This is a genomic window from Paenibacillus agri, assembly GCF_013359945.1.
Lineage (GTDB): Bacteria > Bacillota > Bacilli > Paenibacillales > Paenibacillaceae > Paenibacillus_AQ > Paenibacillus_AQ agri.
In genome coordinates, this window is sequence record NZ_JABWCS010000212.1 from 100,438 (window position 1) to 118,591 (window position 18,154).

The window sequence follows — 18,154 nt, forward strand, 5'->3', positions numbered from 1 at the left end:
CTACGGAGGGATAAGCCCCTGTTTTTTTAAATAGTATGATAGTAGTCCCTCTTTGCTAACGGTTGACATTATTTGGATCAAGGTGTAGTCTATTATAGACCGACGGTCGGTCAATAAAGTGAATGGAGGTATCATCCAATGAGAATTACGAAAGAACCTGAAGAACGTAGAAATGAAATTCTGGATACGGCGGAGAAGCTTTTTTATACCAAAGGATACGCCGGAACGACAGTGAACGATATATTGCAGGAAATCGGGATCGCCAAAGGCACCTTTTATTATTATTTTAAATCCAAGGAAGAGGTTATGGATGCGGTGGTTATGCGTTTCATCGAGGCAGGGGTGACATCAGCGAAGCAGATTGCAGGCAATCCCGATCTGACTGTCCATGAGAAGCTATTGTCCATTATTATGGCCCAGAAGCCAGATGAGACCCTAAAGGAACATATGATTGAGCAGTTCCACCAGCCGGACAATGCCCAGATTCACCAGAAAAGCCTGGCCCAGACCATTCTTCACCTGACACCTGTGTTAACAGAGGTCATAGAGCAAGGAATACGGGAGAAGCTGTTCCATACACCGTATCCCAAGGAATCGGTAGAGTTCCTATTGACCACCTCGGAGTTTCTGTTCGATGAAGGGATCTTCCACTGGCAGCCGGAGGAGATCACGCAGAAGATTGGGGCGTTCATCTATATCATGGAGACGATGCTGGGGGCGGATAAAGGCAGCTTCTCTTATGTAGCGCAGATGTTTGCACAACGGCCCAAAGGATGAGGAGATGAGAACGTATGGAGAGAGCAAGCCATAAGTCGTTTAGACCCTTTCTGATCCTGTGGACGGGGGAGTGGATTTCCAGTATTGGCAGCGGTCTGACTGCCTTTGCACTCAGTGTTTATGTCTATCAAATGACTGGTACAGCCACCAGTGTAGCGTTGGTGACGCTTTGTGCTTTTCTCCCGTCTATCTTGCTTGGACCGATCGGCGGGGTGCTCGCAGACCGATTTGACCGCAGACTGCTGATGATGGCGGGTGATCTGTTCTCTGCTGTTGGCCTTGTCTTTATTCTGGTGGCAATGCTGCTGGGTGATCCGCCGCTATGGCAGATCTGTGTGGGTGTAGCCTTTAGTTCAATCTTTGTGTCTCTGCTCGATCCCGCCTACAAAGCAACCATCACGGACCTTTTGACCGAAGAGCAATTTGCCAAGGCCAGTGGTCTGGTCCAGCTTGCGGCATCCTCCAAGTATCTTCTTTCCCCGGTGATCGCCGGAATTCTACTGTCTCTGTTTGACATCAAGGTCGTGCTGTTGATCGACATCTTCACGTTTCTAGTGACGTTTCTGACGATACTGGCTGTGAAAAGAACCCTCGGGTCAACCCTTCAGGTCAAGGAACCATCGTCTTTTGTCAAGGAATTGAAGGAGGGATGGAGTGTCTTGACTTCCACCAAGGGCGTGCTCTCTCTGACCTTTATTCTGACGATGGTAACCTTCTACATTGGTTTTCTCCAGACTTTATTTACTCCCATGCTTTTACCTCTCACAGATTCAGGAACACTTGGCACGGTAATGTCTGTAAGTGCCATCGGAATGCTGGTTGGAAGTCTGATCATCGGGATCTTCAGTATGAAGAGCAACTATATCCAACTGCTGGGGATCGGGCTGGGGGTAGCCGGGTGGTTCTACGCTGCGGTGGGTTTGACGACGAACATTTATTTTATCGCTGGAGCGGCCTTTCTCTTCTTCGCAGCGATTCCCTTCATTAATACAAGTGCTGATGTAATGATCCGCTCGAATATTCCGAATGAAGCTCAGGGCCGGGCCTGGGGGATTATTGGCATCTTGTCCCAGCTAGGTTATGTGGCAGCTTACACACTGGCCGGGGTGCTTGCGGATCGTATCTTCAACCCGATGTTACGGGAAGGGGGATTCCTGGTTACTACGGTCGGGAGATTGATAGGTATTGGGGAAGGACGGGGGATCGGTCTGTTATTTATCGTGTGCGGCTTGCTGATTGTCGTCCTTGCCTTCTTGATTCCCAGTATTAAATCTATCACTTCACTGGAGAAGCCATAGCTGATTTTATTCAAAGAGAGGAGGGGATATGGAGACATGCTGTTGAAGATTGCGATAAAAGATTTTCAGCGTAATAAAATTGTGACGATCGGACTCTTCCTGTTTATTATGCTATCGGCCTTACTTGTGGCCAGTGCGTCCCATATCATCATGGAGTTATCGGGGTCTTTGAACCATTTGCTGCTTAAATCGAACGCTCCCCACTTTGTTCAGATGCACCAAGGTCCAATCAATCACACAGTGATCCAAAGATTCGTATCGGCCAATCCCATAGTGAAGAAACAGCAGACGGTAGAGATGCTGCGTATAGACGGCTCGAATATCACGCTAGGCAATCAATCCAAGACAGAACTCAATAGTGTGATGGATATTGGCTTTGTGAGACAGAATCCATCGTTTGATTTCTTGCTCAATTTGGAGAATGAGGTGATTCAGCTATCAGAGGGCGAAATCGCTGTTCCCATCTACTACAGACAGCAGAACCATTTGAGCATTGGAGATCCCGTCACCATAACTGCTGGGACCAGGCAGTCTACGTTCACCATCGTTGATTTCGTCCGGGATGTGCAAATGAATCCGGCCCTTGTTAGCTCCAAGCGTTTTGTGGTGAGCGACAGAGACTATACAGTTCTTAAGAGATTCTTCAAGGATTCTGAGTATTTGATCGAGTTCCAACTCACCGACCGGAGCAAACTCAGTGAATTTCGGAGTGCTTATGAGGCTTCAGCGTTACCCGCTAAAGGTCCGACGGTCGACTATGCATTATTTAAAACTTTAAATGCCTTGACCGATGGTGTCATCGCACTTGTTATTATTCTAGCCAGTATTCTGCTAATGATTATTGCCCTGTTATGCCTTAGGTTCACGATGATTGCCGCGTTAGAGGAGGATTACAGGGAGCTTGGGGTCATGAAAGCCATCGGGATTCCACAGTCTGAGATCAGAGCTATCTATATGGCAAAATACATCGTCATGGCAGCATCGTCTTCGCTGCTGGGATATTTGGCCTCTTTAGCTGTGATACGGATTTTTACGGCCAACATCAGCCTGTATCTGGGAACAGCTTCACCAAGCTTGCTGCAGTATCTGGTTCCTGTTCTGGCAGTGGCTATTGTATTTGGCGCAGTTGTACTCTTCTGCAAGCTGATGCTGAGAAGACTGAACGGTATCACGGCGGTCGAGGCATTACGGTCCGGCACTGCCGGGGCGGCCAAGCTTAACACTGCTATGATTCCGCTAAGTCGGCGCAAATGGATGAACGTGAATATTTTTCTCGGGATTAAGGATGTGGTGGGACGCTTCAAAATGTACGGATTATTGCTCTTTATTCTTATGATCTGCACGTTCATCATCATTGTACCAGTGAATCTGCTACATACACTTCAGTCTCCGAAGTTCATTACCTATATGGGTATAGGGCAGAGCCATATTCGGATCGACCTGCAGCAATCGGGATCTACAGAGCGCAAGTTTGAATCTATGCTAAGAACGCTTGAAAAGGATCAAGACATTGCGAAGTTCTCGCCACTGGTGACCTCACGTTTTAAGGTGCTGGGTAGTGATGGAGTATGGGAGAGCTTAAATGTTGAGAGTGGGGATTTCTCTATTTTCCCGTTGTCATACATTGAAGGTACGGCTCCCGAAAAGAGTAATGAAATTGCACTTTCGGATCTGAATGCCAGAGACCTGGACAAAGGATTAGGGGAAGAGCTGCTATTGGCCGCGGGCGGAACCCAGCTAAAAATGACCGTCAGCGGAATCTATCAGGATATCACGAACGGTGGCCGAACGGCTAAAGCGCGACTGCCCTACGATCCTAAGACTGCTATGTGGTATGTAGTGGCTATAGATGTCAAGCCGGATGTTGAGGTAAGCGCGAAGGTGGATCAATATGCCAAACTCTTTTACCCTGCTAAAATCACACATCTGGACAGCTATCTATCCCAGACCCTAGGGAGTATGATTGCACAACTTCGGCTCGCAACTCTCTTGATTATTGCAATTTCTCTAGCTATATCCGTGCTTATTACTTCACTGTTTCTGAAAATGCTGTTGGCAAAAGATGCCTCGCAAATATCCATTCTGCGTAGTATTGGGTTCTCGCTCGGGGATATTCGTCGTCAGTATATGGTGCGCATGCTGCTGATAGCAGGGCTGGGTATTACTCTAGGAACTATTGCGGCAGGGACCCTTGGTCAAGGTGTGGTTCGGGTGATTGGATCGATGATGGGGGCTTCAAAGATTCAGTTTGTGATCCAACCGATGACAGTGTATGGGTGGCTTCCGCTAGTCTTTGTTCTGGTTGTCGGAGTGACAACATTCGTGAGCACAATGTCCATCAAAAAATCCGGTATTGCGGTACAGATGAGTGAATGAGAGGAATAGCGGGATGTACAGGATCAGAGGATAGCGGGCTTACAGAATGAAAGGGGATGGCGAGATGTACATATTAGAAGCCAGCGGATTATCTAAAGCGTATTCCTCAGGACAAGGTGCCAAGCAATTGGTGTTGCGAGAGATCCAGCTTCAGATAGCGCAGGGAGAATTCGTGGCGGTTATGGGGCCTTCCGGGTCAGGCAAATCCACGTTACTGTATACGATCAGCGGTATGGATGGAATTAGTGCGGGACGGGTGGTTTTTAAGGGGCGAGAGATCAGCAGCCTTGCGGAGGAGGAGTTGGCGAAACTCCGATTGCACGGGATGGGTTTTATTTTTCAGCAAATGCATCTGTTAAAAAACCTGAATATCCGTGATAACATCATCCTGCCTGCTTACCGGGCGAACAAGAACAGACGTGGAAGTATCAATAAAAAAGCCGCTGAGTTAATGAAAAGAACTGGCATTGCGGCACTGGCAGAACGTGATATCACGCAAGTGTCCGGAGGCCAAATGCAGCGGGCAGCCATCTGCCGGGCCCTGATCAATGAGCCGGATATCCTCTTTGGCGATGAGCCCACAGGTGCGCTCAACTCTAAGGCAGCTGGTGAGATTATGGAGATTATTGCCGAGATCCACCAGACAGGAACAACGATTCTGCTGGTCACGCATGATACCAAGGTTGCTGCCCAGGCAGAACGAGTGCTGTATATGCTCGATGGCAGCATAGCCGCAGAACACCGGCTCGGCAGGTACGAGAAAAGGAACAATGACCTTAAGGCGCGGGAAGAGAAGCTGACTGCTTGGCTAATGAACATGGGCTTTTGAACAGTGGATTATTGCAGAAGACCGTGGAGGGGCGATAAGGCCGGTGGATGAAGGGGAACTTTGGAACTGTAGCGACCGGGTTTTATTCAGCTTTGAAAATACTCTGCCTATCAATGTTGAGCTGTGCAGAGGTGAGGTGAATCGCGCCTTCCTCCACAGATGATAGAACCCCGGCAATACATACCGGCCAGAATACCATTGGATTCTGCAGGATGAGGTAGAGTGGCGGTGCTAGAAAAAGAAGCCCCCCAGTCAGCTTGTTTCCCCACGTATGCAACATAACCCATGAATGATATTTGTAAGCTGCGATGACGGCGTTTGCTATACGAATCAGGGCGATGATAATAATCCATGGCAAAAAGATCAGCGTGTCAGGGCCGAGCCAGATTGCGGTAAATACGATGATCAGTATGTAAAACAACAAATCCGCTGCTGTATCCAAACGGGCTCCAAATTCACTTTGGGTGCCTGTTTGGCGCGCGATATATCCATCAAGCACATCACTCAGCCCGCTGAGCAGATACAACAATGTGAAGAGCCATACGTGGCTGAAGGAGAACAGCATGCATAACGTAAGCAATACCCGGCTTAATGAGATGAGATTAGCAGTATACTTCATGCCGCTAAACCTCCTTTTTGGAGAATGTTGTTAAGTAACTAACCGGGACCGTTCGGATTATTCTATTTGCTGGTCACGCGGTTGTCTTCGTAATGATCCTGTGAAGCAGATGAAATTCCAACGTTAAACAGACAAATTTCCACCTGGAAAATCTCATTCTCATAGGAGATATTCCATATCCCGCCGCTTTCATCCACCATCTTTTTAACACTTTTCAAGCCCAGCCCATGGAGTTGCTTATCCTTTTTAGTGGTTGTCAGTTCTCCGAATTGATTTTGGCGTATTTGATGTTGATATGGATTTTGAATTCTAATGAACAATGTCTCATTCAAATAGTGCAGCTGGAATTTGATATAGGGCTTCGTCACACCTTGCTGCTTGGTGGCCTCAATGGCATTGTCGAGCGTATTCCCCAAAATAATGCTGAGCGTGCCGGCCTCCAAGTCCAGATGGGGCGGAATGCGGATGTCGGATTCAAAAGCAATGCCCAGCTTCTCGGCTACTTGCTGTTTGTAATTGACAATGGAGTCGATCAGGATGGTCCCGGTGTTGCAGCATCCGGGTGTATCTTCTATGCGCTCCAGAAGCTTTTCTACCTCGCGTAGTCCTGCTTTTTTCTCCCCGGATTGTAGCTGCGCCCGTAGGCCCAGTAAAATATTTTTGAAGTCATGTTGAAACGCGAAGACTTCTTCTTGTCGTTCTTTGGTCAGCAGATACTGATTGATATAATAGATATTTTGTTGTTCCAGTAGCGAGTTTTTGTGTTGCGCCGATTGAATGGTAAGCACCCGATCGCATAAAAGAATCATCAAGAACTGAATGGCCAGCATGCCACTGGAAAAAATCGAGTACAAGACAGGGGAGCCATGGTAGGTCAGGTTGCTCGTCAATCCCGCAATTCCGAGGATGCCAATGAATGGGAAGCAGAATAGTCCGCCCCAATACCAGGGACTTAGATCGCCCTTGCCAAAAGCTCCAGTAAAGTGAAGCGTCATCCGGACCAATAAAAACATCATCAGTTTCGACAGAAACAGCGAGAGGATATAACCACCCGAATTCTGAATGACACCTATGGCAACATCCGTAAGTAGAATGAGGGAGACGATGAATAAACCGGCGCCGATGCGCCATTTTGCCTGACCATGGTAGAGAAAGGACAGAAGTATAATAGAGCCTGCATTGAGTGCAAGCATCCAGATGCCGGGTAATGAACTGAAGTGCAGCAGAGTTACGAAAATATAATAGATTGTGTAAATCGCAGCGAGATACAGCTTGGATTCCACGCGGCAGGTAAAGTAGTGGCTGTAAAAATAATGAATAATAAACGGGAGTGCGATCAGCGTAATTTGATAAAACAATTCATCCAGAATGATACTATTCAATCAGACTCCCCCTGAACTTCAAATAGTTCATTTTCACTGCGGCAGCTTGTTTTTCGCTAATGGGTAATTCTTCACCGCTGGTTAAGATCATTCTTCTGGCTAAGATTTGCTTTACATAAAAGAAATTCACAAGATACGACTGGTGTATGCGAACGAACTGTTCGGAGGGAAGCTTGCTTTCTTCTATGGATAATGTACTGTAGTATTCCAATTGCTCGTCGGTGGTTCGCAGAATGACTTTGCGGCGATCGCTGGCCAGATACATAATATTACGGATCGGAACGAGCGTTTCACTCCCTTTTTGGTTAACAGGCAGCAATCTTGGCTTACTTCGCTGGCGTTTGCGCTTGATGTTCTGAATAAGGGAGATCAGCTTCTGTTCGAAGGAAGCCCGGTGTAAGGGTTTCTTGAGAAAGCCCGAGGGCCGTACATCAAACAGCTGCACATGGTACTCTTCGTGGCTAGAGACATAAACAAGCTGCACCCTGTCGTTATCACAATCTGCCCGCAAAATATGCCCCGCAGTAACTCCGCTAATCCCTTCCATTTCGATATCCATAAATACAAGATCAAAGTGACAGCTGTGTTGAATCGCTCTCGTGAAGCTTTCACCTGAATAGAAGATGGAGACATCGAGCTTTTCGGTTCGATATATGGGATTATTAAGGATCATGTCCTCCAGCTGTTCCGTTGTTGGTTTGTCATCATCACAGATGGCGATATGTATCATGCGATTCTTCCCCTTTGGCTGTATACGTTAATCATACATTATTTAGGAGGTCGGGCAACGGCAGAAGTTACAATAACTGTCCTGTTTGTTACATCTGACAGGGGACAGCCTCGTTTATATGCTAGATTGATATCCAAGTATAACCAACAAAGCTACAAAGGAGCGAGGTATGAATACAACCATCTTTCAAGCTGAAGGAATTAGTAAGCATTATGGGAATGTAGCTGCACTTGAGAAAATCAACATGGCGATTACAGAAGGTGACATCTACGGATTTGTTGGTGAGAATGGATCAGGCAAAACGACTTTGATGAAAGTGATCAGCGGATTAATCCATCCGACTCAGGGGTCTATTACGCTGATGGGGCGAAGCAAAGGGAGGGAGCTGGCACAGGCCCGAAAACAAATAGGAGTTCTGATTGAGCACCCGGCTCTTTATCCACATATGAATGGTGAAGAGAATTTGAGCTTCTATAGCAGGATTCATGGATTATCGGATGCTCATAGAATTGAAGAGGTGTTGAGTCTGGTCGGATTGACTGACACTCGTAAGAAGAAAACCTCGGATTACTCACTGGGAATGAAGCAGCGGCTGGGGCTGGCTGTCGCGTTGCTCCATTCACCGAAATTTCTGGTGCTGGACGAGCCTATGAATGGGCTTGATCCTGGCGGAATCGTTGAGATGAGACACGTATTAACGAGACTAGTTAAGGAGCAAGGCGTAACGATCCTGATCTCCAGTCATATTCTGAGCGAACTGCAGCTGATCGCTACCAAATTCGGGTTTATACATAAAGGCAGGCTAATTAAGGAGGTCTTGGCTGAAGAGCTGTTGCAATCGGCGAAGACAGAGATTTGTATTCAGACGCCGGAGACTCGCGCTGCAATACATGTGCTGGAAAATGTGCTGAATATCCATTCATTCATACGGTCGGGTGCTAACGAAATCCGGGTTCCCAAGTCTGCGGCGGATCTGGAGCAGCTCATGACGGTATTCATAGAGCAAGGGATGCCCATTGAGGGAATCCACTTGTCTGCAGCGAGTCTTGAGCATTATTACATGGATCTGATTGGAGGATAAGACGATGCGGAATTTTCTGAAGGCGCAAGCTTATTTTATAAAAAAGGATACAATGTTCCGCGGAATTTCTCTAATGTTCTTAGTGGCAAGCGCTGTGCTGGCGTTCTGGGTGGGCGGCAAAAATAACTTCGAGGTCATCAACCCCGCACAGCCATTGATCCTGTTAACGCAATTATCGCTCTTTCTTTACTTTGTCATACCTACGTATGTCTGCTTCTTTGCGACCGAAGGATATGAATATGGCTCCATCAAGCTTGTCCTTGCTTCAGGTCAGAGCAGATTTGCTTATATTACGGGAAAATATATTTCTGTCCTAAACTTCATTTTTGTGTGGTTAATTCAGTTTTTCGGTGTCTATTATGTGTGTTATATGGCGGCAGCCTTGTTCACTGGAAGTGCCATCGGCAATGACGGGCTGAAGACGGACATGCTTCAGATTATCCGTGTACTGGGGCTGAATGTGCTATACTTGTCCGCTTATGCGGTGCTGATCCTCATGGTTGGGATATTTATTAGAAGAACAGCCTCGGCTGTAGTTGCTACTTTACTCGTCATCTTCGGTGACTTTATTTTCTCCGGATACTGCCGAGAGGCTTCCTCTTTACTGCTGCGTGAGTTATCGGGATATACGCTGACGACCCAAATTATGAAATTCTCGGGTGTCTATGTTGTCAATTCACAGCAAGTTGTCCTGTCAGGGATGAAGAGTGTTGTTGAAGTGCTTGTTATTCCATTGGTGATCATCGTCATCTGCATGTCTATTACCTATTTTTCGTTTGGGAGAAGAGATATTCATGCGTAAATCAAACAAGAGGCTCATTATGGCGGGGCGTTGGTCGTTGTAATAGTTGGCTGTCTAAAGATAATAAAGTTCTAGACTGAGAAAATAATGTATTAGAATGACGATGCTTCATTAAGCTAACGGGTAGGTTTTGGGATTAGCAACCCATAAGAAACAACCCAAGTTGAATTCTGCTAAAATGTAGTTAATGTATAATGTAGATATCCCTCATGAACAAAGGAGAACTGAAAATGAGAAAACTCGTTCTATTTCTTCACGCATCGCTTGACGGTTTTGTAGAAGGGCCGAATGGTGAAATGGACATTGGCTGGGTTTCCTACGATGCTGATTTGGAGAAACATGCGAAAGAAATTCTGAGTTCTGCCGACACTGTCATTTGGGGACGTGGGACTTATCAGATGATGCACAGTTACTGGCCATCTGTACCTTCAAACCCATCAGCTTCGCAGCATGAACGGAATCATGCTGAGTGGATCGAAAAGACAGCCAAAATCGTTTTTTCCACGACGCTGGAGAAAGTCGAATGGAATAATTCCAGACTCGTGAAAGAAGATGTCGAGGAAGAGATCAATACCCTCAAACAGCAGCCAGGCAAGGATATGGTCATCCTTGGCAGTCCTAGGTTCGCACACCACCTTATGCAGCTTGATTTAATTGATGAGTATAAAATTACGGTTTCTCCTGTCCTGATCGGTGAGGGATTGCCGTTATTCCAAGGTCTCAAGGAGAAGATCAATCTTAAACTAATCGAAAACAAGACCTTTGATTCTGGAGCCATAGGTCTCGTTTACCAGACGGTAAGATGACCTTGTTACTTAAGAGGATTACGCTAACGGGGAAGGTTAGTGGAAACGACAACAGCGGCAGTCTAAGACTTTATTTATCAAGTCTTGGTCCGCCGCTGCTTCTTTTAATGGATCAGTCTAAAACTTATTTTTCAAAAGCTGACAATTTTCAATTCAAAAACCGCGTTAAATCAACGACTCCAGTCTAATACTTTATTTTCACCAAATATTTGCTGCGTGATGTTTGTTGGCATTGAAGTAGGATGAATATCGTTGGGATCCTCATGAATGTCTTCATTGGAGTTGGAGCGCTTGGTCGGTTTATCTTTAGAAAAGACGAGAGGACTTCCAGGGTAATATTGAGAATCCATACGATTTACCTTGTGATTAATGGGATATCAATAGCTTTTCATGTTTGATCCATGCTGCAAATAGTGATAATAACGCTCTGGAATACTGCGCCTTAAACATGATATTAATCCGCTCTGGGAAGAAGGGAATGGTATCCAGCTTATGACAGGAAGTGCAGCAGCTTTATCATATCAGTCTGGAGAAGGCCAGCAGACGAATGGTTTGCTATCCTCTGTTCGAGCAAGTGATCTACAATTCTATTTTATAGTAGAATAATTTAATTTTTGTATTCACACATTTGTGAAATTTATCACGTAGTTATGATTAATTTTTAATATATAATTAATTCATAAAAAGAAATAAGGGGGAATTGAAATGAAACTTTTAAAAAGCGTGTTGGTAGCAGGGGTAGCGGCTGTATTGTTGGCGGGTTGTGGAGCGAAAGAAGAGACGGCGGTCAATAAACCGGCTGCTGAACAAACCGATGCAGTAACTACCGCTTCGATCGTTGATGAAGGTGCAGCATTCACGAAGGCTGTGAGCAAGGACGGCAATTGGATTATTGCTATTTTAAAAGATGTAGCTATTGATCAGGATGTGGTTGTAGCTGGTGAATTCCGTGATAAAGGTGCCGCTGATGGCAAAATCTACCGCAAGATCGCTCTGTATGCACAAGATGCAGATCATAATATTACAGACAACTACACACTTACAGTACCTAAGCTGACTGTACAAAGTGAGAATTTGAGAGTGCAAGGCGGTACAATCAAAGGCGATGTATATGTAGAAGCTAAAGGCTTTAACCTGCATGAATCGGCAACCATTGATGGCAATCTGTACTTTGCCAGCGAAGATGTGAAAGCATCGGCTGCTATTGACGGTAAAGTGACTGGAGCTACCGAAGTTAAATAAATTCCGTAATTGCAACAATAGCATTATCTCTGGTGAGCCTGTAGACTAAAGCCCATTGCGGCCTTACTTTACAGGCTTTTTTATTTGAGAACGAGCAGTAAAAATAATTATTTACCGATCGTTCCCGATATGTTAATATCATTTTTGAGAGGAGGCAAGCTAGAGATAACTAAAGAAAATATAAAAAAATTTTACTCTATATGAGAATGAACATTCTCAATTAAACTGGTATTCATAATAAAACTACACATACACAAAGGAGAGAATAATAATGGGTAAACTGGATGGAAAAGTAGCATTGATTACAGGTGGAAATAGCGGTATTGGATTGGCTACGGCAAAACTGTTCATCGCAGAAGGAGCCAAGGTTGTAATCACCGGGCGCAATCAGGCAACATTGGACGCGGCAGCAGCAGAGCTGGGTGAGAATAGTCTAGCTGTTCAAGCGGATGCAGCAGATCCAATAAGTGGCGAGCAATCAGTAGCTGCAGCAGTGAAGAAATTTGGTCAATTGGATATTGTATTCGCCAATGCCGGTATTTCCGCACAAACCCCAACAGGTGGGACTGAACTCTCCGTCTTTGAAGAGGTACTAAAGGTTAACGTTACGGGGGTCTTTTTTACCGTTCAAGCGGCTGTACCTCACCTAAAAGATGGGTCTTCCATCATCTTGAACAGTTCCGTGCTTGCTACAGCCGGAAGTCCTGGATATGCCGCATACGCAGCCAGCAAAGGGGCGGTAAGCAGCTTGGCAAGAGTATTGGCTTCCGAATTGTCACCACGCGGAATTCGTGTGAACACCATTTCTCCTGGCGCAACACGTACACCAATCTGGGGACAATCTACTGCAGAGGGTATGGCACAACTGGAATCCGTACTTTCCCGTACAATCCCGCTGAACCGCCTGGGTGAGCCACAGGAAATTGCCAACGTTGCTTTGTTCCTTGCTTCTGACGACTCCTCTTTCATCCAGGGTACAGAAATCAGCGTAGATGGCGGTGCGGCTGGTTCACCGTTCGGCGCTCCAATCTATCTGAAAAAGTAAGGACTGCTTCATCTAAACTTACAACTGGACTAAGGCTGTTTCCTTGTTTACAGGGAAGCAGCCTTTTTGCTTTAGATGCTGAGATAAGCGAAATGAGGGCGAAAGTAGCATCTGTAATTTAGGGGGAAAACTCTCGTGATTGACCTGTCGGGAGGCTGAGGCCTTTTGGCATGTTTTTGTAGTTCTGATGTTGGATTTTCCCGAGGTGTCTTTCTACTATTGATAGCGTTATCAATGCTTGATTTACCTGGGTTTTTCACAGGAATTTCGGCGGAGAAAGATCGCAAAAGCCGCTGGAAAGCAGGTTAAAAAATAAAAATTGAGTCCGATATTAGTATAGCCAAATAATTTTTTTGGTGGGATATATTACTAGGATAGAGGAGAGAAGTTATGTTGTATTCGTACCACAGGAAGAGGAAAAGCACTTTGAAAAAGGCGGTCTGTGCAGGATTGATCAGTGTGCTCGCAGTTACAGGCTCCTTCGATCTTCAGCCACACCTAGTGCAGGCACAAGCAGTACATAAGCAAGTAGAGCAGGCGGATTATCTCATGTCATTAAACCGTCCTGTATATGCCTCTTCATCATCAGGTGCTCACACGCCTGATCTGGCTGTTGACGGCGACAAGGACTCCAGATGGGAAAGTATCTGGGGTGTGGACCCGCAGTGGATCTACATAGACCTTGGGGCAAGCGCTTCGATCTCACGTGTCACCATCGACTGGGAGGGCGCTTATTCCAAAGCATTTGAAATTCAGGTATCTGATGATGAGAAGACCTGGACATCTGTCTATTCCACTAAGAACAATCAGAGTACAAAGACGGATGAGTCCTTCTCTGCCAAGGGACGTTATGTGCGCTTATTCAGCACAGAGCGGTCACAACCGGCCTATGGTATTTCGATTTTCGAATTCCAGGTATACGGAACGGGTGGAGTCAATTTACCTCCCAAGCCTGCTGCACCCAATATTGCTCTTAACAAACCGGTAACGGTATCCTCGGAAGAGAATGTTGAGAAGGGCAAGGAGGGTTTGCCAGAGAAAGATTACCTGAAGAATAATGCAACCGACGGGAGCCGTGATACACGCTGGTCTTCCAAGCATACGGACACGGAATGGATCTACGTGGATCTGGGTCAGAAAAGTGAAATCGGCAGCGTCGTTCTGGATTGGGAAGGAGCTTCCGGACGCGCATATGACATTCAGGTGAGCGATGATGCGGAGAACTGGACCACCATCTACCGTCAGATGAATGGTTTCGGCGGCAAGGAAACGATTGACCTCTATGCCGATGCACGCTATGTGAGAATGCTCGGGCATGCCCGCTCCACAGAGTTTGGCTACTCTCTGTTTGAATTCGAGGTGCATGCATACCGCGAAGGGGACCCTAAGCCAGTGCATGAGATTCCCGAGATTCTGGCTCCATCGGCCGTCAAGGTAGGTGCGGGAAGCTACGAGATTAACGATATTACACAATTGTCACCAAGATCTCCGAAGTACCGCACTGCGGATATCCAGTCTCCAATCCCGTCTAACGACTGGTGGCAGAGTATTCTGATCTCTAATCTGGGCGATGGCAACAGCCTCATTACGCTTCCTTTTAAGAACAATTACACGAAGCAGGGCTTGGCGATTTTGAATCCTGGTGCCGGATTTACTTCTAGCGATGGCGGCTCGATGAATGCGGACGGGGATCCGGATCTCTATCTCAGCACCAATACCATCAGCCCGGCGAATATGAAGACCAAAATCTCCGGCTACGGTGATTATTCGGCGAGCGTGATTCTGAGTGATGACGAAACGGCCAAAATCAAAACGACCTTCGTCAAAGGTTCGCCTTATATTTACAACACTTTCGAGAACCCGGATGCCGTTATTCTTCAGTCACCGGCAATTACAGGTCTGTTCGATGACCAGGGTCAGCCGATACAAGTGGAAGACGGTGAGAGCTGGACTGCTGATCATATCGGGATTACAGTGACTAACAAAGATAAGGCGCCTAAGCCGCAGACTTTTGTCCGTAATTATGGTGTCTTCGTTCCTCCGGGTACGACATTTACGAAAATCGGCAGCATGCTGAAAATCAAGCTTGGCGAAGGAGATTATTTGTCTCTCGCTACATTGCCTTCTGCAAGCGACCTGAATTTGTACTATCAGCATGGTTATGCTTTTGTCACCGACACACAGGTAGACTATAACTATGATCAAAATCAAGCGCTTGTGAATACCAGCTTCACTGCGGTGACCGAGTTGAAACGTCCTGGTTTCTCTAACGAAACGCTTGAAGCGCTGCTGCCTCATCAATGGAAAATCACGAACTCGCAGCTTACCGACTTGTCCTATCCTTCCATTCGAGGCGAACTGAAGGTGCATAAGGGCAATGTCTTTACAACGACAGATCGATTTAACGGGATTGTGCCGCAATTTGCGGAGCCAAATAATTCTAATTATTCCCGTTCCGAGCTTATCGCTTATTTGGATATGCTGGATGCAGATATGGCCGGAGGCCTGATGCTGCTCGATCCTTACTGGCAGGGCAAGAAGCTTCACCCGCTGGCAGTCGGAGCGTTGATCAGTGACCAGATTGGCGATACCGAGAGAAGAGATCGTTATTTGGGCTGGATCAAAACGATTCTGACGGATTGGTATACGTACTCCGAGGATGAACCGAAGCATTCCTACTACTTCCACTATTCACCAGAGTGGGGCGCGCTCATGCCTTACCACAGCGGATTCGGAATGAATGTAGGCTTAACGGATCATCACTTTACTTACGGATATTACGTCTTCGCATCTGCTGTCTTGGGACAATTTGATAAGGAATTCGTAAGCGATTATGGTCCGATGGTAGAGACACTGATCCGTGACTACGCGAACCCTTCGCGTACAGACAGTGATTTCCCATGGTTCCGTAACTTTGATCCGTATGAAGGTCACTCCTGGGCAGGCGGCTATGCCGATAACAAGAGTGGTAACAACCTCGAAGCCGGCGGAGAGTCGCTGTTCGGCTGGGTTGGCGAATATATGTGGGGCGAGGTTACCGGCAACGATACTTATCGTAATGCGGGAATTTGGGGCTTTACCACTGAAGAGAAAGCAGTAGAACAGTACTGGTTCAACTATGATAAAGACATTTGGTTGCCGGATTATCCGCATCATATTGTAGGGCAAGTCTATGGCAGCTCCTACTTGTATGGAACCTTCTTCTCTGGAAATCCGCAGCATATTTACGGTATTCACTGGCTGCCGACCGCAGAGTGGATGACTTATTATGGCCGCGAGCCAGAAAAAGCAAAAGCGCTATATGATGGTCTGGTGATTGACAACAACGGACCTGAGGACGTCTGGCAGCATCTCATTTGGCCATTCCAAAGTCTGAGCGAGCCGCAAGCTGTTCTGGCAAAATGGAATCCGAAAGATATGCAGAAGAATGAAGTATTCAATACCTACTGGTTCGTTAATAGCATGGCAACGCTTGGAAATCGTTCCACAGATATCTGGGCTGATGATCCGGCAGCAACCGTATACTACGACGGTACAAAGTATACTGCGCAAGTGTGGAATCCATCTGGAGTGGACAAGACAGTCAACTTCTATAATGCAACTGGCAAAGTGGGCACGGCAACCGTGTATCCTTCTGCCATCGTATCTGTAGACCCAACCAAAGTAACCAAGCTTACTGGTCCTGAAGCCGGTGCTGGTGTTCGTTACCTCGACCGTTCAGCCTGGACAGCTAAGGCATCCAACAGTGCAGGCGGTGAAGGGCCTGAGAATATGCTGGATGGCAAGCTGGATACCCGTTGGTCCAGTGGTACCGCTCAAAGCGACAAGATGTGGATTCAAGTCGATATGGGACAAACGGAACAATTCGATACTCTGTTCGTTAACTCAGGTACTAACTATGGCGATTATGCTAACAGCTATGTAGTTTATGCCTCCGCGGACGGAGAGGATTGGGGCGAGCCAATCGCCAGCGGTGTGGGTACAGCACCAAGTATGGCTTTGTCTTTCCCACTGCAGACTGCAAGATATGTTAAAGTAGCCTTGAATGACTCTTCCAGCAATTGGTGGTCCGTTTCCGAAATTTCGGCTGCTCAACTCAATAAAGGACCGGTAAAATTGCCGCTGTCTAAAGCAAATCCTCTAGAAGATCGTTCACAATGGAAGATTACGGCTTCTTCCAGCAACGGTGCAGATGTGACAGCTAATCTGGTTGACGGTAGCAATGCTACCCGCTGGAGCACCGGAAAAAAGCAGACCAATGGACAGTGGTTGAGCGTTGATCTGGGGCAGACACAGACTTTTAATACGCTCTTGCTGGATTCCGGCAATTCCACCTCAGATTACGCCGAAGGGTATCAAATCTATGTATCGAACGATGGTGTTAATTGGGGCCAGCCTGTAGCTAACAGAAAAGGAACCGAAGCTTATCAACGTATAACACTGCCAGAGCAAAAGGCACGTTACATCAAGATCGTTCAAACTGGACAAGCCAGCAACTGGTGGTCTGTCGCAGAACTTGAAATTCATCATTATGGAATTGACAAGCAACAAGGTCTGCCGCTAGAGGCTCCAGAGAATGACGCGCCTATCGTCCTGGACCGTGCGAACTGGACGGTTACAGGCTCTACTTATGGAGATTCAGACCTGCTGAATATTATTGACGCGGATAAGCATACTAGCTGGACCACTGGTGCTCCGCAAGCAGACGGCCAATGGCTCCAAGTAGATCTGGGCAGCAGCACAAGCTTCAAGCAAATTGAGCTGGACTCTTCTTCCAGACCAGACGATTATGCTGCTGCTTATCGGGTATATGCTTCTCAAGATGCGAAGGAGTGGACAGAAATCACTTCCGGAACAGGCAGCACTGCTGTTCAACGCTTGAGCTTCCCGGAGCAGCAGGCTAGATATTTCAGAATCGAACTCACTGGTCCTTCGAATTACTGGTGGTCGATCTCTGAGCTGAATGTTTATAATTAAGACTGATTAAATCTATTGGCAAGTAAGTATTGAAAGTAAAAAAGAAACCTCTCTTTTGAAATGGTTAGCTCTTGCTTCCAGTTTCTAAAAGAAAGGTTTCTTTTTTTATTATTGAAGAATTTCAACCGCTATAAGCGGTGTAATCGAAGAAATCTGGGGACAACAGCGACCGGAAGTCCAAACATTCCAC

General features: G+C 46.5%; 13 protein-coding genes. 10 read left to right on the plus strand and 3 right to left on the minus strand.

From position 1 onward, the window contains the following. Positions 1-138 precede the first annotated feature (138 nt). The 4 genes from HPT30_RS16840 to HPT30_RS16855 all read left to right on the plus strand — a co-directional run bounded on the left by HPT30_RS16840 (position 139) and on the right by HPT30_RS16855 (position 5,280). The gene (locus HPT30_RS16840) at positions 139-777 is read left to right on the plus strand and encodes a TetR/AcrR family transcriptional regulator (RefSeq protein ID WP_175372513.1); all 639 of its coding nucleotides are present in this window, start codon (positions 139-141) and stop codon (positions 775-777) included. 14 nt (positions 778-791) lie between these two features. Continuing rightward, complete coding sequence (locus tag HPT30_RS16845) at positions 792-2,075, plus strand: MFS transporter (protein WP_175372514.1); 1,284 nt, start codon at positions 792-794, stop codon at positions 2,073-2,075. A gap of 36 nt (positions 2,076-2,111) precedes the next feature. Further along, positions 2,112-4,451 (plus strand): ABC transporter permease, encoded by a 2,340-nt coding sequence (locus HPT30_RS16850; protein WP_175372515.1) that lies wholly within the window; start codon positions 2,112-2,114, stop codon positions 4,449-4,451. A 64-nt stretch (positions 4,452-4,515) separates the two neighbouring features. Further along, positions 4,516-5,280 (plus strand): ABC transporter ATP-binding protein, encoded by a 765-nt coding sequence (locus HPT30_RS16855; RefSeq protein ID WP_175372516.1) that lies wholly within the window; start codon positions 4,516-4,518, stop codon positions 5,278-5,280. Between the two features lie 82 nt (positions 5,281-5,362). Here HPT30_RS16855 and HPT30_RS16860 read toward each other — a convergent pair whose 3' ends face one another. From HPT30_RS16860 to HPT30_RS16870, 3 genes are all read right to left on the minus strand, one after another. Continuing rightward, the gene (locus HPT30_RS16860) at positions 5,363-5,899 is read right to left on the minus strand and encodes a CDP-alcohol phosphatidyltransferase family protein (protein ID WP_175372517.1); all 537 of its coding nucleotides are present in this window, start codon (positions 5,897-5,899) and stop codon (positions 5,363-5,365) included. A 62-nt stretch (positions 5,900-5,961) separates the two neighbouring features. After that, positions 5,962-7,281, minus strand: coding sequence for a sensor histidine kinase (locus tag HPT30_RS16865; RefSeq protein ID WP_175372518.1), 1,320 nt, complete (start codon positions 7,279-7,281; stop codon positions 5,962-5,964). Continuing rightward, entirely contained in the window at positions 7,274-8,011 is a 738-nt protein-coding gene (locus tag HPT30_RS16870) for a LytR/AlgR family response regulator transcription factor (RefSeq protein ID WP_175372519.1), read from the minus strand. Before HPT30_RS16870 ends, HPT30_RS16865 begins: the two co-directional genes overlap by 8 nt. 169 nt (positions 8,012-8,180) lie before the next feature. Between HPT30_RS16870 and HPT30_RS16875 the strand changes: the two genes are divergently transcribed. From HPT30_RS16875 to HPT30_RS16900, 6 genes are all read left to right on the plus strand, one after another. Beyond that, the gene (locus HPT30_RS16875) at positions 8,181-9,092 is read left to right on the plus strand and encodes an ABC transporter ATP-binding protein (RefSeq protein ID WP_175372520.1); all 912 of its coding nucleotides are present in this window, start codon (positions 8,181-8,183) and stop codon (positions 9,090-9,092) included. A 4-nt stretch (positions 9,093-9,096) separates the two neighbouring features. Then, complete coding sequence (locus tag HPT30_RS16880) at positions 9,097-9,894, plus strand: ABC transporter permease (RefSeq protein WP_175372521.1); 798 nt, start codon at positions 9,097-9,099, stop codon at positions 9,892-9,894. 230 nt (positions 9,895-10,124) lie between these two features. Further along, complete coding sequence (locus HPT30_RS16885; protein WP_175372522.1) at positions 10,125-10,700, plus strand: dihydrofolate reductase family protein; 576 nt, start codon at positions 10,125-10,127, stop codon at positions 10,698-10,700. Between the two features lie 705 nt (positions 10,701-11,405). Further along, positions 11,406-11,942: a polymer-forming cytoskeletal protein gene (locus HPT30_RS16890; RefSeq protein WP_175372523.1), complete on the plus strand. Its 537-nt coding sequence runs from the start codon at positions 11,406-11,408 to the stop codon at positions 11,940-11,942. A gap of 271 nt (positions 11,943-12,213) precedes the next feature. Continuing rightward, positions 12,214-12,987 (plus strand): SDR family NAD(P)-dependent oxidoreductase, encoded by a 774-nt coding sequence (locus HPT30_RS16895; RefSeq protein WP_175372524.1) that lies wholly within the window; start codon positions 12,214-12,216, stop codon positions 12,985-12,987. Between the two features lie 426 nt (positions 12,988-13,413). Beyond that, entirely contained in the window at positions 13,414-17,964 is a 4,551-nt protein-coding gene (locus HPT30_RS16900; RefSeq protein ID WP_246317201.1) for a discoidin domain-containing protein, read from the plus strand. Positions 17,965-18,154 lie beyond the last annotated feature (190 nt).